Annotated in this window: 17 protein-coding genes and 1 pseudogene; 5 read left to right on the top strand and 13 right to left on the bottom strand. The window is 58.7% G+C overall.

Going from position 1 to position 18,437, the window contains the following annotated elements; genetic code table 11:
* Positions 1–76 precede the first annotated feature (76 nt).
* The 9 genes from era to rpoE form a co-directional block, all read right to left on the bottom strand.
* The gene (gene era / locus ONG87_RS05080; RefSeq protein ID WP_122479359.1) at positions 77–979 is read right to left on the bottom strand and encodes a GTPase Era; all 903 of its coding nucleotides are present in this window, start codon (positions 977–979) and stop codon (positions 77–79) included.
* Positions 972–1,661, bottom strand: coding sequence for a ribonuclease III (gene rnc, locus ONG87_RS05075; protein WP_122479360.1), 690 nt, complete (start codon positions 1,659–1,661; stop codon positions 972–974). Before rnc ends, era begins: the two co-directional genes overlap by 8 nt.
* On the bottom strand, positions 1,658–2,035 hold the full coding sequence (locus tag ONG87_RS05070) for a DUF4845 domain-containing protein (protein ID WP_122479722.1): 378 nt from the start codon (positions 2,033–2,035) through the stop codon (positions 1,658–1,660). The genes rnc and ONG87_RS05070 overlap by 4 nt, the downstream gene beginning before the upstream one ends.
* A 52-nt stretch (positions 2,036–2,087) precedes the next feature.
* Positions 2,088–2,942 carry a signal peptidase I gene (lepB, locus tag ONG87_RS05065; RefSeq protein WP_122479361.1) on the bottom strand — a complete coding sequence of 285 codons (855 nt, stop codon included), beginning with the start codon at positions 2,940–2,942 and terminating at the stop codon, positions 2,088–2,090.
* Between the two features lie 9 nt (positions 2,943–2,951).
* Entirely contained in the window at positions 2,952–4,748 is a 1,797-nt protein-coding gene (gene lepA / locus ONG87_RS05060) for a translation elongation factor 4 (RefSeq protein ID WP_122479362.1), read from the bottom strand.
* Positions 4,749–4,952: 204 nt separating this feature from the next.
* Positions 4,953–6,338 carry a DegQ family serine endoprotease gene (locus ONG87_RS05055; RefSeq protein WP_240998822.1) on the bottom strand — a complete coding sequence of 462 codons (1,386 nt, stop codon included), beginning with the start codon at positions 6,336–6,338 and terminating at the stop codon, positions 4,953–4,955.
* Between the two features lie 321 nt (positions 6,339–6,659).
* The gene (locus tag ONG87_RS05050) at positions 6,660–7,610 is read right to left on the bottom strand and encodes a MucB/RseB C-terminal domain-containing protein (protein WP_264382330.1); all 951 of its coding nucleotides are present in this window, start codon (positions 7,608–7,610) and stop codon (positions 6,660–6,662) included.
* 8 nt (positions 7,611–7,618) lie between these two features.
* Positions 7,619–8,212 (bottom strand): sigma-E factor negative regulatory protein, encoded by a 594-nt coding sequence (locus ONG87_RS05045; protein ID WP_122479365.1) that lies wholly within the window; start codon positions 8,210–8,212, stop codon positions 7,619–7,621.
* Between the two features lie 30 nt (positions 8,213–8,242).
* The gene (gene rpoE / locus ONG87_RS05040) at positions 8,243–8,824 is read right to left on the bottom strand and encodes an RNA polymerase sigma factor RpoE (RefSeq protein WP_011535354.1); all 582 of its coding nucleotides are present in this window, start codon (positions 8,822–8,824) and stop codon (positions 8,243–8,245) included.
* 579 nt (positions 8,825–9,403) lie between these two features.
* Between rpoE and nadB the strand changes: the two genes are divergently transcribed.
* On the top strand, positions 9,404–11,011 hold the full coding sequence (gene nadB, locus ONG87_RS05035) for an L-aspartate oxidase (protein WP_264382329.1): 1,608 nt from the start codon (positions 9,404–9,406) through the stop codon (positions 11,009–11,011).
* A gap of 834 nt (positions 11,012–11,845) precedes the next feature.
* Here nadB and ONG87_RS05030 read toward each other — a convergent pair.
* On the bottom strand, positions 11,846–12,244 hold the full coding sequence (locus ONG87_RS05030) for a hypothetical protein (RefSeq protein WP_264382328.1): 399 nt from the start codon (positions 12,242–12,244) through the stop codon (positions 11,846–11,848).
* A 331-nt stretch (positions 12,245–12,575) separates the two neighbouring features.
* Here ONG87_RS05030 and tssI point away from each other — a divergent pair.
* The 4 genes and pseudogenes from tssI to ONG87_RS05010 all read left to right on the top strand — a co-directional run.
* Positions 12,576–13,136 (top strand): annotated as a pseudogene (tssI, locus tag ONG87_RS05025) (type VI secretion system tip protein TssI/VgrG); the annotation flags it as partial.
* Positions 13,137–13,405: 269 nt separating this feature from the next.
* The gene (locus tag ONG87_RS05020; RefSeq protein WP_264382327.1) at positions 13,406–14,263 is read left to right on the top strand and encodes a DUF4123 domain-containing protein; all 858 of its coding nucleotides are present in this window, start codon (positions 13,406–13,408) and stop codon (positions 14,261–14,263) included.
* Positions 14,260–15,039, top strand: a complete 780-nt coding sequence (locus ONG87_RS05015) for a hypothetical protein (RefSeq protein WP_264382326.1) — start codon at positions 14,260–14,262, stop codon at positions 15,037–15,039. Before ONG87_RS05020 ends, ONG87_RS05015 begins: the two co-directional genes overlap by 4 nt.
* Positions 15,040–15,051: 12 nt before the next feature.
* A complete protein-coding gene (locus ONG87_RS05010) occupies positions 15,052–17,256 on the top strand; it encodes a lipase family protein (protein ID WP_264382325.1) in 2,205 nt (734 codons plus the stop codon).
* A gap of 115 nt (positions 17,257–17,371) precedes the next feature.
* On the opposite strand, the gene ONG87_RS05005 is transcribed toward ONG87_RS05010, so the two are convergent.
* From ONG87_RS05005 to ONG87_RS04995, 3 genes are read right to left on the bottom strand one after another with little or no spacing between them, the layout of a single operon-like run.
* Positions 17,372–17,728: a tyrosine-type recombinase/integrase gene (locus ONG87_RS05005; RefSeq protein ID WP_264382324.1), complete on the bottom strand. Its 357-nt coding sequence runs from the start codon at positions 17,726–17,728 to the stop codon at positions 17,372–17,374.
* Between the two features lie 4 nt (positions 17,729–17,732).
* A complete protein-coding gene (locus tag ONG87_RS05000) occupies positions 17,733–18,185 on the bottom strand; it encodes a protein YgfX (RefSeq protein WP_264382323.1) in 453 nt (150 codons plus the stop codon).
* On the bottom strand, positions 18,169–18,423 hold the full coding sequence (locus ONG87_RS04995; RefSeq protein ID WP_122479368.1) for a succinate dehydrogenase assembly factor 2: 255 nt from the start codon (positions 18,421–18,423) through the stop codon (positions 18,169–18,171). Before ONG87_RS04995 ends, ONG87_RS05000 begins: the two co-directional genes overlap by 17 nt.
* Positions 18,424–18,437 lie beyond the last annotated feature (14 nt).

Genomic DNA, 18,437 nt, shown 5'->3' with positions numbered 1-18,437 from the left:
CGAACGAACAGAAGATCTGCTGCACCCTGTGACGCGGCTTGCGCCGCTGCTACAGGGTGTCGTCCGCGATGTGAAATTACTGGTCGTTGTAACCCAGCGAACGCAACGCACGCTCGTCGTCGGACCAACCGCCCTTCACCTTCACCCACAGATTGAGCATGACCTTGGAGTCGAACAGCACCTCCATGTCCTTGCGCGCTTCCATGCCGATGCGCTTGATACGCTCGCCCTTGTCACCAATGATGATTTTCTTCTGACCATCACGCTCGACGAGAATCAAGGCATGGATGTGCAGCGTCTTGCCCTGCTGCTTGAATTCCTCGATCTCGACGGTGATCTGGTACGGCAGCTCGGCGCCAAGCTGGCGCATGATCTTCTCGCGCACCAGTTCGGCAGCGAGAAACCGGCTGCTGCGGTCGGTGATCTGGTCTTCCGGGAAGAAATGCTCGTTCTCCGGCAGATGCCCGGCAATCACTTTTTCCAGCGCTTCGAGGTTATGCCCGTGCTGCGCGGAAATCGGCACGATCTCGGCGTTCGGCAGCTGTTCCTGCAGCCAGGCCAGGTGCGGCATCAGATCAGCCTTGTCCTCGATGCGATCGGTCTTGTTGATCGCCAGGATCACCGGCCCCTGCACGTACTGCACCCGCTCCAGAACCAGTTGGTCTTCGTCCGTCCACTTGGTGCGGTCGACCACGAAGATCACCACGTCGACGTCTTTCAACGCTGCCGAGGCGGTCTTGTTCATGTAGCGGTTCAGGGCCTTTTCATTGCCCTTGTGCATGCCCGGGGTGTCGACATAGACGGCCTGGATCTCGCCCTCGGTCTTGATGCCCAGCATGTTGTGGCGGGTGGTCTGCGGCTTGCGCGACGTGATCGCCAGCTTCTGCCCCAGAATGTGGTTGAGCAACGTCGACTTGCCGACATTCGGACGGCCGACGATGGCTACATAGCCACAACGGGTAACGGGTGCATCAGTCATTGCCATTCTCCACGCCCAGGGCGATCAGGGCAGACGCGGCGGCCACCTGTTCGGCGATGCGACGGCTGACGCCCTGGCCCCGGCTTTTCTCATTCAGAAGGACGACTTCACACTCGACGAAGAACTGTCGGCAGTGCGGGTCGCCCTGGATATCCACCACTTCATAGCGCGGCAGTTCAGCACCGCGCGACTGCAGGAACTCCTGCAGGCGGGTCTTGGGATCTTTGTTGGTGTCGACCAGCGTCAGTCCTTCGAACTGCCCTTCCAGCCAGGCCAGCACGCGATCACGCGCTGCATCCATACCGGTGTCCAGGTAGATGGCCCCGATCAGTGCTTCGAGGGCATCGGCCAGGATCGATTCGCGGCGAAAGCCACCACTCTTCAATTCGCCCGAGCCCAGGCGCAGGTAATCGCCCAGATCGAAGCCGCGGGCCAGTATGGCCAAGGTTTCACCCTTGACCAGACGCGCGCGCAGGCGCGAAAGCTGGCCTTCGCGGGCTTGCGGAAAGCGCTCGAAAAGCGCTTCGCCAGCGACGAAATTGAGGATGGCATCGCCGAGAAACTCGAGGCGCTCGTTGTTGCGCCCGGCGAAGCTGCGATGGGTCAGTGCCAGCACCATCAGGTCCTGGTCCTTGAAAGTGTAGCCCAGCTGGCGTTCGAGGCGGCCCAGGGAAGCGGTCACGGCTTGACCACGCTGAACTCACGATCGAACTTCACCACCACATCCAGATTCTGGATCAGTGGCTCACGCTTTTCGTACTTGAGGTGGGCCTTGAACGTGTTACCCGCCTCGGTGATGCTTAAAACCTTGTTCAAATCCAGATCCTGAATATTGTTGACCTGCATGGCCCGGCTGACGTGGCCATAGAATTCACCCACCGTATCGACCCGGGTGGACTTGTCGGCACCCGCCGACTCGATGGCCTGGGTCAGCGTCCGGTAGTCCATGTAGTGCGGCACCAGCTTGAAAGCCGTACTGGCCACGAACGCGATCACCGCCAGGGTGAGCAACCAGCCAACGATGGACATGCCTTGCTGGGACTTCACTGCGTTCATGCTGGACACCTCTGAAAACATTCGGCGCCGTCCGTGGACGGCGCCGGCGGCGCTACTTGATCAGCCCGACTCGCGAGAAGTTGGGCAAGTGGCTGAGCTTGGGCTCGGGCCAGCTCATCCAGATGGCAAAGGCCTTGCCGACGATATTCTGGTCGGGGACCATGCCCAGCAGTTCCTTGGGAATCGACGGATCGTCCCAGTAGCGGCTGTCGTTCGAGTTGTCGCGGTTGTCGCCCATCATGAAGTAGTGCCCGGCAGGCACCGTCCACTGGCTGTCGGGCGGCGCGCGATAGCGCGACATTTCCTGGCGGATGACGTGCTCGACTTCGCCCAGCTTTTCCTTGTACAACTCGGCGCTGCCCAGGCTGCCCGGCTCGCTGCCGACCAGTTGCCGCGCGATCAATTCGCCGTTGACGTACAGCTGCTTGTCCGAGGTGTAGCGAATCTGGTCGCCCGGCAAGCCGATCACGCGCTTGATGTAGTTGACGTTGGGGTCGCTGGGGTAGCGGAACACCATGACGTCGCCGCGCTTGGGATCGTTGACCTCGATGATCTTCTTGTCCACCACCGGCAGGCGAATGCCGTAGGAGAACTTGTTCACGAGGATGAAATCACCCACTTCCAGGGTCGGGATCATCGAGCCCGAAGGAATCTGGAACGGCTCGACCAGAAACGAGCGCAGCACCAGCACGATGAACAGCACCGGGAAGAACGACTTGCCGTACTCGACCAGCAGCGGTTCCTTGTCCAGGCGCTCGACCACCGCCGGCTCGGGCTGGCTGACGCTGCCCTCGTAGGTGGCGATCGCAGCCCGTCGTCGTGGTGCCAGGACGACCAGATCAAGCAAGGCCAGCAGACCACAAACGGCTACGGCGATGACCAGCAACAGCGGGAAATTTAGTGACATAGGACTCGACTATTCCAACCTGAGCACAGCAAGGAAGGCTTCCTGTGGAATTTCCACGTTGCCGACCTGCTTCATGCGTTTCTTACCGGCCTTCTGTTTCTCCAACAGCTTACGCTTACGGCTCACGTCGCCACCGTAACACTTGGCCAGTACGTTCTTTCTGAGCGCCTTGACAGTGGTCCGGGCAATGACCTGTCCGCCAATGGCGGCCTGGATTGCCACATCGAACATCTGCCGAGGGATCAGCTCCTTCATTTTCTCGGTCAACGCACGGCCCTTGTAGGCCGCATTGTCGCGGTGCACGATCAGCGCCAGGGCATCGACCTTGTCGCCGTTGATCAACACATCCAGCTTGACCAGGTTGGCCGACTGGTAACGCTCGAAATGGTAGTCCAGCGAGGCATAGCCACGGCTGGTGGATTTCAGGCGGTCGAAGAAGTCCAGCACCACTTCATTCATCGGCAGGTCGTAGCGAACCTGAACCTGGCTGCCGAGGAATTGCATGTCGCGCTGCACGCCGCGCTTCTCGATGCACAGGGTAATGACGTTGCCCAGGTGCTCTTGAGGCACAAGAATCGTTGCCGACACGATCGGCTCGCGGAAGTCCTCGACGGACGAGGCGTCCGGAAGCTTCGACGGGTTGTCCACATAAATGGTTTCACCGGTCTTCATGACCACTTCGAAGATCACGCTTGGCGCCGTGGTGATCAGGTCCAGGTCGTACTCGCGCTCCAGGCGCTCCTGGATGATCTCCATGTGCAGCATGCCCAGGAACCCGCAGCGGAAACCGAAGCCCAGGGCATCGGAGCTTTCCGGCAGGTACTGCAGCGAGGAATCGTTGAGGGTCAGTTTCTGCAACGCGTCGCGGAAATCTTCGAAGTCTTCCGAGCTGACCGGGAACAGCCCGGCGTAGACCTGCGGCTGAATGCGCTTGAAGCCGGGCAGCACGGCAACATCGGGCGTGCTGCTCAAGGTCAGGGTGTCGCCGACCGGCGCGCCGTGAATGTCCTTGATGCTGCCGATGATGAAGCCCACCTCGCCCGCCTTGAGGTCGGCCGTGGCGGTGTGCTTGGGCGTGAAGACGCCGACGCTGTCGACCAGGTGCACCTTGCCGGTGGACTTGACCAGAATCTTGTCGCCCTTCTTCACCCGGCCATGGCGCACGCGCACCAGCGAGACAACGCCCAGGTAGTTGTCGAACCAGGAGTCGATGATCAACGCCTGCAACGGTGCTTCGATATCGCCGGTAGGGGCCGGAATGGTCTGCACCAGGCGCTCGAGCACGTCGATCACGCCCATGCCGCTCTTGGCGCTGCAGGCCACGGCGTCGGTGGCGTCGATGCCGATGATCTTCTCGATCTCGTCCTTGACCTTGTCCGGGTCGGCCTGGGGCAGGTCCATCTTGTTCAGCACCGGCATCACTTCCAGGCCTTGCTCGATGGCCGTGTAGCAGTTGGCCACGGACTGGGCTTCGACGCCCTGCCCCGCATCCACCACCAGCAGCGCGCCTTCGCAGGCCGCCAGCGAGCGGCTGACTTCGTAGGTGAAGTCGACGTGCCCTGGGGTATCGATGAAATTCAGCTGGTAGGTTTTGCCGTCTTGCGCCTTGTAGTGCAGGGTGACGCTGTGCGCCTTGATGGTGATCCCGCGCTCACGCTCCAGGTCCATGGAGTCCAGGACCTGGGCCTCCATTTCGCGGTCGGCCAGGCCGCCGCACATCTGGATGAACCGATCGGCGAGGGTCGACTTGCCGTGATCGATGTGGGCGATGATGGAGAAATTGCGGATATGACTCAAATCACTCACGGGTCAACACTCAAAAAGGCTGCGGGCCGAACGCCCAACGAAAAATAGCCGGGAATTGTACCTGAATAACGTTCGGGTGTGGGAGCGGTGGGTCGAGGGGTGGTTGTACGGACGTCTTCGCGGGCACAGGGCCCGCGAAGGCCACACCACCGCTCACAAAAAAGGCGACCCGAAGGTCGCCTTTCGTTCATACACCCAACCTGCTTACTCAGCCAGCTTGAAGGTGATGAAGCTCGCCCTGCCCTGACGCAGCACACGCATGGACACCGAACGATTCTTCGGCAGGCCCTTGGCGATATCGGCGAACTGCTTCGACGACTCGATGGCCTGGTTGTTCAGGTGCGTGATGACGTCGCCGGGCTGCAGGCCGATCAGCGCAGCCGGACCGTCCTGCACCTCCTTGATGACCACGCCGCCTTTGAGCTCGAGTGCCTTTTTCTGTTCAGTGGTCAGCTCTGCCACCGACACACCCAAACGATTGCTGCTGCGCTCGGTCTGGGCCTTGGCGCCTGTATCCAGGTCCTGATCGTCATCCGGCATCGCACCAACGGTTACGTCGATCGTGCGGCGCTTGCCTTCCCGGATCACTTCCAGGCTGGCCTTGGCACCGGCCTTGAGCCCTCCGACCAGGTGCGGCAGGTCGGCCGACATATCGATCGGCTGGCCATTCATGCTCAGGATCACATCACCCACTTGCAGACCGCCCTTGGCTGCCGGCCCTTCTTCGAGCACCTGGGCAACCAGTGCACCGGCCGGCTTGTCCAGGCCGAACGACTCGGCCAGGTCCTTGTTGACCTCTTGAATGACCACGCCCAGCCAGCCGCGGCTGACCTTGCCGTCCTTCTTGAGCTGGTCCGAAACGTCTAGGGCCACGTCGATCGGAATGGCGAAGGACAAGCCCATGAAGCCGCCGGAACGGGTGAAGATCTGCGAGTTGATACCCACCACTTCACCGTTCATGTTGAACAGCGGGCCACCCGAGTTGCCCGGATTGATCGCCACGTCAGTCTGGATGAACGGCACGTAGGCGTCATTGGGCAGTGTACGGCCCTTGGCGCTGACGATGCCCTTGGTGACCGAATGGTCGAAGCCGAACGGCGAGCCGATGGCCAATACCCACTCGCCTACTTTCAACTTGGCCGAATCGCCCAGCTTGACCGTAGGCAGGTTCTTGCCGTCGATTTTCAACAGCGCCACGTCGGTGCGCGGATCGGTGCCGACCAGCTTGGCCTTCAGCTCACTGCGATCGGACAGGCGCACGATGATCTCGTCGGCGTCGGCGATCACGTGGTTGTTGGTGAGTACATAGCCGTCAGCCGACACGATGAAACCCGAACCCAACGACTGCGCTTCGCGCTGACGATCGCCGCGCTGCGGGGAACGCGGCCCACCGCGCGGCATGTTGCGCTCGAAGAACTCGCGAAACATCGGCGGCAGGCCTTCCAGATCTGGCATCTGGCTGGCAGCCACCCCGCGATCCGGCAGCTTCTGCGTGGTACTGATGTTCACCACGGCGGGCGAAGCCTGTTCGACCAGCGTGGTGAAATCAGGCAACGCTTCAGCCTGCACGCTGGCAACGCTGCCCAGCATCAGCACTGCCGCGAACAGTGAAAGAAAGGGGTTGAAACGTGTTATCGACATACGGCTCCCGTTCGTAACGAGCATGGTTGAGCAATAGGGTTGTGCGGTCGGCAAAACCGGGATTCGGCCCTCTGGCAATCCCGTGTTCCGGCGCGGCGCACGGCAGCGAACCAGCAACTGCATAACGGTTCGCCCCCGAAGCACAGACCTATAAGAAAAAAACCGGCGGTTTGCAACCTGCATGAAACAGCTTTCACGTTACGTCGCGATGATTAAACCAGCATGAAGGCCTGTCGCGAAGCATGGACGGCGCCTTTGGGCGCGTACAGTTCAACGCCGAGCCTGAACATCCTGGCGTTGCATCGACAGGGCTATTCGCTCAGCGGTGCCCAGCGGGATTTCACCCACTACCGTGATCATCATTTCACCTTCCGAGGTCTTCAACTGTCGCGACACTGCCGCCGTCGGGCCAAGCTGGACGCGGGTATCGCGCGCAGATGCACCATTGAGCGGTTCAACAAATACAGAAAAATGCGCAAGCCCATCGGCGTACAGCAGACTGGTCACACTGGCATTGCTGGCGGAAGATTTGCGCAGGCCTGTCTGGGCCAGTTCGAAGCCAGCCGGGATCCATTTGGAGCGCCACGTGGAGACATCGCGCGGCGCGGTGGCAGCGAGTGCGTGCAATACAGGCTTACAATTTGGTGTCGCCTTCAAGTCAGCAGACGCAGGGGTTCCCACTGCCAGACGCGTGTACTGCAAGCGTTCGAGCAGTCGCCCTTGCCCGTCGATCAACAAAGACTTGAGCAACAGGCCGGTACGTGTGTCCAGATGCATTTCGAAGGCATAGCGGTCGCGATCCCTGGGAACCAGAGTCACCACCACCGCCTCGCGGCCGGCGACCCTGGAAGCTCCGGCAACGCGCAGGTCGTACCACGACATCAGCTTGAGCGGATCGACAACGCCATCGGAGCCAACAGGACCTTGCACCACGCCGAGCACTGGGTTGCCCGTTGCGCAGGCCGTACGGCCACCGGCCTGGACACGCTCGGACGCGATACCATCCAATTTGAGCACACGCTCACGCACCCCGCCGTCGCCAGCACGGTGCCAAACCTGATAAGTGGAGAAATCACCGTCACGTTCGTAGACGAACGTGCCTTCGAAACTCTGCGTGCGCTCGGCGCGCGTCATGCTTTCGAGCCACTGAGCTGCATCGGGTGCAGCAGCGGCCGGTGCGGCCAGGCCAAGGAGAAATGGCAGGAGCAGAGCCGCACGCATGATCGGGATTAACGGTTTTCCATGCTCGCGGAACGGGCATAAGGCAGAGCGCTTTCCGAACCTTTGGCGGCAGCTTCCTGCGAATGTTGACGCAGATAACCCGGCAGGCGCTGGTCGTTCAACCCTTCCTCACCTTTAAGCACACCGTTGGCCATCGGCCCTGGTGCGTCGGAGCTGTCGGGCGTGTAGCCCGCCAGAACGGCCGGACCTTGCACCATCGGCGTCGACGGCGCTTGCTGCGCGGGCTGCTGTTGCGCCAGCTCGGCGCCGGTAATGTCGTCCTGGTTGTACAGGCGCACGCCTGCCAGCACGGCGACGGTCACCGAAGCAGCCACGGCCAGACGACCGAGGCTGCGCCATGGGCCGCGAGCAGCCGCTGCCGGCGCAACGTCTTCGGCAATGGCTGCCGACACTGCAGCCGACAAGTCCAGGCGCGGATCCAGAAGGTCCTTGTGCATGACAGCACGAGCGACCTGAAAACGTGCCCATGTGGCACGGGTTTCGGCATCGTCCAGCGCGGTCAGTACCCGACGCAGTTCCAATTCGTCCGCTTCGTTATCCATCACTGCGGACAGCGATTCCTGCAGGGCTTCACGACTCATGGCGTTCCTCTCTTGGCTATCGCCGCTGTCTCAGGATTCCTGCAACAACGGCTGCAGGGCTTTGTCGATGGCTTCCCGGGCACGGAAAATCCGCGACCGCACGGTCCCCACCGGACACTGCATGACACTGGCAATGTCTTCGTAACTCAAACCGTCGAACTCGCGCAGGGTCAATGCCGTGCGCAGGTCTTCAGGCAGCTGCTGAATGGTTCGATGGACGGTGCCCTCGATCTCATCGCGCAGCAGTGAACGTTCCGGTGACTCGAGATCCTTGAGGCCATGATCGCCGTCATAGAACTCCGCGTCCTCGGAACTTACGTCACTGTCCGGTGGCCTGCGTCCGCGGGACACCAGATAGTTTTTCGCCGTGTTGATGGCGATACGGTACAGCCACGTGTAGAACGCGCTGTCTCCGCGAAAATTGCCCAACGCGCGGTAAGCCTTGATGAAAGCTTCCTGCGCCACGTCCTGGGCTTCATGGGTGTCGTGCACGAACCGCACGATCAACCCGAGAATCTTGTGCTGGTATTTCAGCACCAACAGATCAAACGCTCGCCGATCACCGCGTTGTACACGCTCGACCAGCTGCTGATCCTCTTCCTGGGTTAGCATGAACACTCCTCATGGGTCCGGAAGGAGCGCTGCTCAGGCCATCGTTCAGGCTTGCAACCATAGACTCGGGCTATTCGCAAAAGTTCTCCCCTCCAGGCAAGTTTCCCGCAGGCCTGGATCAAGCCTGCACGGAAAGCGCAGCTCGAACGTGCCGGGCTGCGCCGATAATCTTTCCGTCGAGCGCTGCAACCTGGCATTGCCAATGCAACCACTGTTCGACGCTGTTTCCTTCCTATAGGCAACCTTCTATTGATTGCAGGCTTTCTTGGAAAGTTCCCACAAAAACGAAGGTTTAGGCCTATACGCACGGCTTGCTCGGTCCTACAACCGTTCCTATAACTGAAGTGATTCAGCTCGCGCAGCCCAGGTCGAGCGCCTGTTCGCGTAGCGCAAGCGTCGATGCGGCTGCTATAAATGCCGCGCCACGCCAGCGGGAAACCCTGGACTCCGTGCGTCGAAGGTGCCGCTATTGTGCCGCTACCCCCTTGGATATACCAGCGGGACGTGCACAACAGGCGCGAACGGCACGCTGGATGGCGCTTCACGCAACCTTACTTTCGACCTGCGGATGACCTTCGAATGGGCAAGCAACTGCAACACGATGTTCTGGTGATCGGTAGCGGAGCCGCAGGCTTGAGCCTTGCGCTGGCGTTACCCGACACGCTGCGCATCGCGGTCATCAGCAAAGGTGGGCTGGGCGATGGCTCGACGCCCTGGGCACAGGGCGGCGTGGCGGCCGTACTGGCCGATACCGATACCGTCGAGGCTCATGTTCAGGACACGCTCGAAGCGGGCGCCGGCCTGTGCGATGAAGAGGCCGTGCGCTTCACCGTAGAGCACAGCCGGGCGGCGATTCAGTGGCTGGTCGAGTTGGGCGTGCCGTTTACCCGTGAACACGAATCGGATCCCGCGCACACCGGCTTCCCCTTTCACCTGACCCGTGAAGGCGGCCACAGCCAGCGCCGCATCATTCATGCGGCGGATGCCACCGGCGCGGCGATGTTCGACACGCTGTTGGCAGCGGCGCGCCTGCGGCCCAACATCGAACTCATGGAGCAGTGCGCGGCCATCGACCTGATTACCGAACGGCGCCTGGGCCGCGCTGAGGACCGCTGTCTCGGCGCCTACGTGCTGGATCATCGCAGCGGCGCGGTGAACACTCACGCGGCGCGCTTCACCGTGCTGGCAACCGGTGGCGCCGCCAAGGTCTACCTGTACACCAGCAACCCCGACGGTGCCTGCGGCGATGGCATTGCCATGGCGTGGCGCGCGGGCTGCCGGGTCGCCAATCTGGAATTCAACCAGTTCCACCCGACCTGCCTGTATCACCCCCAGGCCAAGAGTTTTCTCATCACCGAAGCGCTGCGTGGCGAGGGCGCCCTGCTCAAGCTGGCCAACGGCGAGCGTTTCATGCCTCGCTTCGACTCGCGTGCCGAGCTTGCCCCGCGCGATATCGTGGCCCGCGCCATCGACCACGAAATGAAGCGCCTGGGCGCCGAGTGTGTGTACCTGGACATCAGCCACAAACCGGCAGACTTCATCCGCAGCCATTTCCCGACGGTGTACCAACGCTGCCTGACGTTCGGCATCGACATCACCCGCCAGCCCATTCCCGTGGTGCCAGCCGCCCACTACACCTGTGGCGGCGTGCAGGTGGACCGGCACGGACGCACCGACGTCCCCCATTTGTATGCCATTGGCGAAACCAGTTGCACCGGCCTGCACGGCGCCAACCGCATGGCCAGCAATTCCCTGCTCGAATGCATCGTCTACGCCCGCTCCGCCGCCGAGCACATCGTTTCCTGCCTGGCCGAAGTCGCACCGCCCGGACCGTTGCCGCAGTGGGACGCCAGCCAGGTGACCGATTCGGACGAAGACGTGATCATTGCCCACAACTGGGACGAGTTGCGGCGCTTCATGTGGGACTACGTGGGCATCGTGCGCACCACCAAACGTCTGCAGCGCGCGCAGCACCGAGTGCGCCTGCTGCTCGACGAGATCGACGAGTTCTACAGCAACTATAAGGTCAGCCGCGACCTGATCGAACTGCGCAACCTGGCGCAAGTGGCCGAGCTGATGATTGCGTCGGCCATGCAGCGCAAGGAAAGCCGAGGCCTGCACTACACGCTCGACTATCCAGAGCTGCTGTCAGAGGCAAAGGATACGATCCTTACCCCGACCAAGTGAGGCACGTTAGGGGCGAGAGCGTAGCACCGTTTGAAACAGCGTTGTAGCGCTTTTGTCCCATACCACCGAAAGCTTAGAGGCATCCGCAGACACCGCACAACACCACCTCCAGAGGCCTGCGTGGGCGCGTTAAGGCTCAGGTGCGAAGGCCTACGGGGAGAACCTGCGCACGTAGGCGTATTGAGGTGGTCATTCCCAAATTTCTTTCAGTTTTTCACCCGGCCTTTCCATCCAGGACAGTTGCTGATTGCTCTTGACGGAAACCCCAAGGCGCCTCATCGACCACCAACAGCTTCAATGCTGGCTCGAACGCATGGCATCGCGGTGGGTATCCTCTTCATGGTCAAACCAAGTGGACCACAGATGCCTGTACAGACACCGAGAGACGCCTGAGTCTTCATGCTCAAGCCAGCGCACGGACAGGTGACAAACAAGTCTGCCCATTGCCCAGCAACAACAGTATTGGTCATTGATACTCATCACCTGAGAGGAAAGCCGGTGAGATGCCTTAGAGAGACAGAGCTATCTGGGTAACTTTAAGCCCCCCTCTGCTTATAGTGGGTGTTTTTAAATGAATATCAAATGTGGCCAGATACCCTTGCTCGGTCACGAAGACTCCCAGTCATGCCGTGAGGCCCCTGCTTGATGTGCTGTTTGCCTCCGTCGAGTAACCACCAAGCTTTCGCCCTGAGGCAAGGGACTCGCACCGGTCTCATCTCTGAGATGCGCCACGATGTCCAAACTGAACGGAGCGAGTAGGGCGAGTAGATTGCTTGTACGAAGACCCAGTGCAGGTAGTCGGGGCTGAGAGCCGCCCTTTTGTTATTAAGGGAATCATGCTCGCAAGACCGTTCCCCCATCCTCAGTGAAGCCATAGAGGCCCGCAAGGATTCCGCAGTAATCGTTCCATTTGGCTCCGTGAGGGCGACAAGCTTTCTCAGCGATAAGGTCAATGGCGGACACGCGGGGCAACGGTAAGAACGCCTCGACGATGAACGGGTTGTCATCCTCAACGGCTTGAGCTTCAGCTTCGAGCATCTTGGCAAGTTGGCGGCAAGAAACTCCTAACTCAGCAGCGGCAGCGCGTTGGCTCATGGTTTTGGACAGCTCGGTTGCTCGTGGCGCTGGAGGCTTGCAGTTTGGGTCAGGCAGGGTCCAAGGCTCCCGCGATAAGATCGTGGTCAGCTTGGCGTGGGTAATGCACTGGTGGTTCAGTTTGGCAGGTGTCAGCATGGTGTTGCTCCTCATTAGTAAGTAAGTCGGACGGAATGCCCTTTCTTCCCTATTAGTGAGGGTTTTTAAATCCGCCGCTGCTTAGTGGCGTTTCTGCTTGACATCTCCAAGGCCAAGCCCTTGCAGACGTAACCGAATTCACATAGCGACGCCGTCACAAGCGCCACTCTGCATGTCTGACATTTCAGGCCGAATTTGGGACTTTTCCTACATATTTCCTTTTTCATGCTTGTTAGCTTGATTCGTTTTATCTTCCCGCAAATTCACAGGCATCTCGTTCGACAGCTTCGTGTATGTGGGTCCACGCTACATGACTGGAAAGGAACATTGGATGTTCAATGCAAGTCCTCAAACGCATTTCAGCCTGACCATCAGCGACTTCAAGCACGACCTTCAGGTCCTCTCGCTCACCGGCCAAGAATCGATTAGCGCTCCCTTTTCTTTTGATCTGGAACTGGTCAGCGAACATCCTGATTTGGACATCGAAAGTCTATTGCACAACCAAGCCTTTCTGGCATTCAACGACAGTGGAGCTGGAATTCATGGGCAGATTGACCGCATTGCACAAGGTGACTCCGGTAAACGCCTGACCCGCTACAGTCTTACGCTGGTCCCGCAGTTGGCCTATCTGGCGCACCGTATCAACCAACGAATTTTCCAACAACAAACCGTTCCACAGATCATCGCGCAGATTCTTGAAGAGCACGGCATTCAAAGTAACGCTTACCGGTTTCAGTTGGGTTCGATCTATCCAGCACGGGATTACTGCGTCCAGTACAACGTATCCGACCTGCACTATGTACAGCGACTGTGCTGGGAAGAACGTATCCACTACCACTTTCAACACTCGCAGCAAGGCCACACACTGGTATTTGGTGACGACCAGACCTTGAAAGCTGGTGGTCAGCACATCGTGATTGGCCCCGGTGGAATCTTCAGCAGTTCCGATATTCAGCTCGGCGGTGCCCCTGTAGGAGGAACAGTGGCCAATCCAATATTGCCGGGGGCATTGACTGCGCTAATGACCCCTCCAGCGCTCCCGCCGATGATTGCCCCGTCCCAGAACGCGCTGATGGCCATCTCTAAAGTTAAAAACCCTGATTTCTGCCCGATCTGCGGGGCCTGCAAAAATGGTGTTTGCCTGACTGAAGGAGCCTCAGCATGACCAGCATGACACCTCAGCAATGGATGATCGAACAGCGCCGCCTCGGGCATTCCTTGTGCCTGATTCTGGACTCTGAAGACGAACGCCACACCCGTCAGACTCTGCAGGACTCTCAAGGTGCTGACCAGTATTGCAGCGTGTACAGCGAGACATCGGTTGCCGATCTGGCGGATGCGGGGCCTTTCCTGTTCCTTATCGACAACGCTGAAGATGGACGCTTGAACGAGCTGCTTAAGGCCCCTGAAAGGAACTGGGGCTGGCTTGCCAGTCTTCCACCTGAGGCAGGGTTACACGAGCTGGTCAGACATTGGCGTGAGCGTCTGATTGTCGGGACGCGACCGTATCAGGCCCTTTATCGCTTCCATGACAACCGAGTGTTGACCCGCGCACTGAAGCACTTAACCACCGGGGCAATTGCGGGGTACTTGGGGCCCATTGTCAGCGTCTGCTACTGGCAAGGTCAGCACTGGAACATTCTCAGCAATCCCACACCGGGTAACCATCCAGTTCCTGAAAGCCCTGCGTGGTGCGAGGTTCCCGTTGAGGGCGATCAGTCCGCACACATTGGTGAGGTCAATGCCCGTCGCTACCTGCTGGCCGAACATCTTGACGCCTATGCCCAAATTGCCGAGCGACAAGATCCCGACCTATGGCTCAGCACTCAGTTGGCCTTGGCTGACGCTTGGGGCTGGCAATCACCGGAGCAACTGGAGTTTTTGTTGATCCAGAGTTTAAAGGAAACAGACGGTACACTTGCAGAGCGCTGGCAGGCGCACCCTGATGAAACTCCGACAGCTCATTTCCAGCGGGTTTATCAGGCAACGCAATTTTGGCAAGGAGACGCCCCGCTATGACACAAACACTTAACGGCCTGCTCTTGGGCGCCTGCATGGTCCTGACAGCAGGATGTGCTACCGGGAGTGGGAAGCCGGAGAGTTTTACCTTTACGGCCGACCTGCCTCCCAACTTCGCTTATTACGCCGTAGCCAAGTATGCGCCCGCCAAGGGAGAAACTTGCACGGTCACCCTTGATGACAATCCTTATCTTGGCTTTAACAGAGAGTGGCGTACCGAATACAAGCCAGAGTCTGAAATTCCAATTTACCGCACCGTCAAAGGCTGCCGATTGGCTATCTATAAAGTCGATTTTGAAATTAACGCTACTTACGGAAAAGATCGTGGTGACTTTGGCGGCGATACAACGGCCGTGGTCTTTAGGGAGCAACTGGAAGAACAATACAAACGAACTTTTGATGCTGCTGGAGAAAACGCCATAAATGGTCAGTGCCAATGGTTGTTTCGCACCCAAGGGCCAAAGCGTCGTCTTTCGAAGGGGCTCGTTTGTAAAAAAGTTGACGCTCAAGGCGTGGTCACGAAGGGGCGTCCTGTTGGGGCTTACACCTTGGATCAACTGCCGGGTAAAACCGTGAAGCTGAAGATCAAGCTGGCTGAGGAGGAAAGACCCGGCTGGGGAGACACTTGGGTCAAGGTCCCCGGTGGCTGGAAGCGCTGTATGGGAGAAGGTTTTGAGGATCAGCGTGCTTATTGCCGTGGCAACTATACAGACTTCAGCAGCTTCAAAATGCCAGATGGCCGCGACTGTACAATTTATCCCGGCTGTACCGAATAAGGAAATCACTCAATGACCACTTTGGATGAAACGCTGAAGCACCCGCTAAACAACCGAATATTTACCTGCCCTGTTCAAGACAAATGGACCAGCTTTCAGTTAGTGGATGAACTTGGTGAAGGGCAACCTTTCGCTGGGCTGCCTTATAACGTTATCGATTCAGAAGGTCATATATACAAAGGTAAGCTTGACGCAGCGGGGAAAGGCAAAGTTGAGAACCATTTTGCGGGGCCGATAGCATTAGTTCTTGACCAAGAATACAGTGGCACAGCCCGCCCCTATGAAGACTTACAAAAGCGACTACACTACCCGCTCCCGATAACCGAGCTTCAAGTCCGCGCCGAGCAAACTCGCCATTGTCATAAAGACGGCTCACGGACCCAAAGCAACCCAGCGCAAGCCTGTGCGGATTTCTTCTGCCAAGTCGAAGTTCGTCATTTGGTCGAGCATTTCGCGCATTTACCACCTGAGGTCGAGTGTCGCTACCCACGCCGTCTGGGATGGGCCAAGCTGATGTGCGAGTATGGTGAGCGCGGTGTCTGTCTGCTTTCAAACAAGCACAACGTGCTGGAAGTTCGCCCTTTACGCGCCCTGCGTCCAATGCTGTCCACCGATTCGCAGTTCTGCGCGCTGAACCTATATCAACTCGCCATCATGGCCACCTTGAGCTACAACCCGTTTGGCCAGGAGCCTGATAAGACGCCGATCAGCGAGAAGGAAGTCAGTTTCCCCCAGAAACCGAGTATGGGTAATTGGTTTGGTGATGCTCTGGCCAAGTTCAATGAAATCTGGAAAGTGGACCCAGGACAAGCCAAGGCGTACTACCCGTTATACGAAGATGTACCCTACTCCAAGCGTCTGGAAATCGTCCCGTTTGATCCTGATCTGTACCCTTCAAACAGTCCGGACTTAGAAGAAGATCAAGAAACCCCGGCCAAAATTCATTTTCTTGATGACCGAGGCCAAAGCGACGACACCGACACCCAAGCGTTTATCACGCACAACGATGAGCTGATCCTGATTTCAGTACGTGGCACCAATGAAAAGTTAGCTGACGGACTTCGGGATGCCGATGCGCTTCAGGTTCCATTCACACAAGGTGTGGGAAATGATAAGGCCAAGGTTCACCGAGGATTCTATGACGCCGCACTGAAGGTCTACGACCTCACGATCAACTATCTTGAAAAGTTCTACACCGGACAGAAGCTGATCATTTGCGGTCACAGCTTGGGCGGGGCAATCACCTTGCTGCTCTCGGAGATGCTGCGTCGTCGGGCTGGCTATGATTACAACATCGTGCTGTACACCTACGGCTCCCCAAGAGCTGCTGACGCTACCTTTGTAAAAGGGGCTGCTGACTTAGTGCATTACCGAATGGTCAACCACAACGACCCGGTGCCCAGCGTGCCCGGAACGTGGATGAATACCAAGGCATCCGTTTATGCGACAGGGGCAGCCTTAACCTTCGTAAACGTCCCTTTTGGCCTCTCGGTGTTTGCTACGGGCATCACCAACCTGACCGGTGAACATTATGAGCACCACGGCAAGTTACGTCACTTCTTTCCGGTGGAGCTTGGAGGAAAGGAGATGTCTTCGATCCTCTGGGAGCCCGGTTGCGACACCCTTACCCAGCACGCTGCCTGCACGTTAGCCATCCAGCAAATCGATGGCCTGCCCAACCGTCCCGGATTGATTGCTCAAGGTATTAAGCACGGTGGTAACCATTCAATGGTGGGCGGCTACATCCCCAACTGCTGGGCCGCATTTAAGCGCTCTCAGGAATCGCTGAAGCTCAAGAGTTCGCTGGTCACCAAGCGTGAGTTCGATTTCATAGACAGTGCTCTGGTACGCATTACCGACCAATTGCGCAACAAACGCCGTGCCTTGCAGGCCCGTCCCGACAAATATCGCGAAACTCACGAACCAGCCATTGATGCGTTCAGTAGAGAGGTCGATAAAGTGAAAGAAACCCGTGCACGCTTGGCAACTTTGCGTATCGAGAAGGTTGACGAAGCGAAGGTCTACGGTTTGCTTTCACAACACGCTGAAGCACTGGCAGACAGCTTGCTTCGCTGGCAGGCGCACCCAGAAAACAGGGTAGCGGAACAACTGGCCATGGCGCCAACCGCAGTAACAAGTGACCGTGAAGTATTCGCGTCAATATTAGGTCGTCCAATTGGCGCACCACATACGCTTGATATTGATTCAATCGTCTGAAACAAAGCGGCAGCAGGCAACGCTACGAAATGGTTGCCTGCAAGGTTCCTGCGGCCTGTATCAAGGACATCAGTAATGTAGCGCACGGACTGGCCCCCTGAACGTGCCGCCTGCATCAGGACAGCACAAGCGCCTTCCTCAAAGCCTCAGCCAGCCGACGCACCTCTACGGCGCTTCCGGCCCCATAAAGGTCATAGCTGATGGACCCCGACGAATGTCCCATGATTTCCTCAGCAATACCAACATCCACAGCAGCGGCCTTTAATGCACCCGCCATTGAGTGTCTCAGCGAGTGGAACGTCTGCTTCCGGTCAGCCTTCACGCCCAGTACGCTCCTCAGCCCCCTGTTGAGAACCTCAGAGAATCGTCCAGAACTGAGATCGAACATACGAGAATTGGTCGATTGGGCGAACTCAAGGAAAGCCTGAAGACTGAACCCATAAGCTCCATCCGTCAGGGGCACAAGGCGCACGACACTATCCTGGAACCGCCCACCTTTGCCGACTGAACTTGAGCCGCAGGCGCAGGCGTCGATGAGTGTCTGCATCCAGGCAGTCAGGCAGGACACAAGCGCTGCGCACCTGTCGCTGACCGGCCAGGCGGAAGCGCAGCACAACCACATGGGGCAGCGCCATGCTGTCGGGGCGCAGCTGCACCGCTTGCCAGCTACCAGCCTCGGTCCACACGGACCAGCCGCTCCGATCACGGCGCAGGCCGGTCACGGCGTGGGGGCTGCCGAGCAACACTTGCCGCGGCAATACGTACAGTGCGTGCGCGATGCATAGCGCCGCTGCGGCCAGGTGCACGAGCACGGGCGCATCCATCAGCACGTTTGCCAGCCACGCCGAGGCTTGCGCCAGCACGTAGAAGGCCAGCAGCCGCCGCGAGGGCTGCCAGTGGCACTCGAAGCGGTTACTTGGGCTGGACACGATCCAGGATCATCCGAACCATGCGCTGCAACTCGGGGTCATCGGACTCGTTACGCTCCATGAACCAGCCGAACATGTCCTGATCTTCACATTCGAGCAGGCGTACGTAGACATCGCGATCCACCTGATTCAAGTGGGGATAGACTTCCTTGACGAAAGGCACCAGCAACACGTCCAGCTCCAGCATGCCGCGGCGGCTGTGCCAGTAAAGCCGGTTGAGTTCAACGTTTTCGACCATGGGGGGCTCCTTGA

Source organism: Pseudomonas sp. MM227, from assembly GCF_947090715.1.
In the GTDB taxonomy this organism is placed as follows: domain Bacteria; phylum Pseudomonadota; class Gammaproteobacteria; order Pseudomonadales; family Pseudomonadaceae; genus Aquipseudomonas; species Aquipseudomonas baltica.
This window is presented reverse-complemented; position numbering and strand designations above follow the sequence as displayed.

Bases quoted from the DNA above. Each gene is read 5' to 3' on its own strand.
- era (WP_122479359.1), bottom strand. From the start codon at position 979: ATGACTGATGCACCCGTTACCCGTTGTGGCTATGTAGCCATCGTCGGC.
- nadB (WP_264382329.1), top strand. From the start codon at position 9,404: ATGGGCAAGCAACTGCAACACGATGTTCTGGTGATCGGTAGCGGAGCC.
- ONG87_RS04995 (WP_122479368.1), bottom strand. From the start codon at position 18,423: ATGGTCGAAAACGTTGAACTCAACCGGCTTTACTGGCACAGCCGCCGC.
- ONG87_RS05020 (WP_264382327.1), top strand. From the start codon at position 13,406: ATGACCAGCATGACACCTCAGCAATGGATGATCGAACAGCGCCGCCTC.
- ONG87_RS05010 (WP_264382325.1), top strand. From the start codon at position 15,052: ATGACCACTTTGGATGAAACGCTGAAGCACCCGCTAAACAACCGAATA.
- rpoE (WP_011535354.1), bottom strand. From the start codon at position 8,824: ATGCTAACCCAGGAAGAGGATCAGCAGCTGGTCGAGCGTGTACAACGC.
- ONG87_RS05045 (WP_122479365.1), bottom strand. From the start codon at position 8,212: ATGAGTCGTGAAGCCCTGCAGGAATCGCTGTCCGCAGTGATGGATAAC.
- ONG87_RS05030 (WP_264382328.1), bottom strand. From the start codon at position 12,244: ATGCTGACACCTGCCAAACTGAACCACCAGTGCATTACCCACGCCAAG.
- ONG87_RS05050 (WP_264382330.1), bottom strand. From the start codon at position 7,610: ATGCGTGCGGCTCTGCTCCTGCCATTTCTCCTTGGCCTGGCCGCACCG.
- ONG87_RS05070 (WP_122479722.1), bottom strand. From the start codon at position 2,035: ATGAACGCAGTGAAGTCCCAGCAAGGCATGTCCATCGTTGGCTGGTTG.
- ONG87_RS05015 (WP_264382326.1), top strand. From the start codon at position 14,260: ATGACACAAACACTTAACGGCCTGCTCTTGGGCGCCTGCATGGTCCTG.
- ONG87_RS05055 (WP_240998822.1), bottom strand. From the start codon at position 6,338: ATGCTGGGCAGCGTTGCCAGCGTGCAGGCTGAAGCGTTGCCTGATTTC.
- lepB (WP_122479361.1), bottom strand. From the start codon at position 2,942: ATGTCACTAAATTTCCCGCTGTTGCTGGTCATCGCCGTAGCCGTTTGT.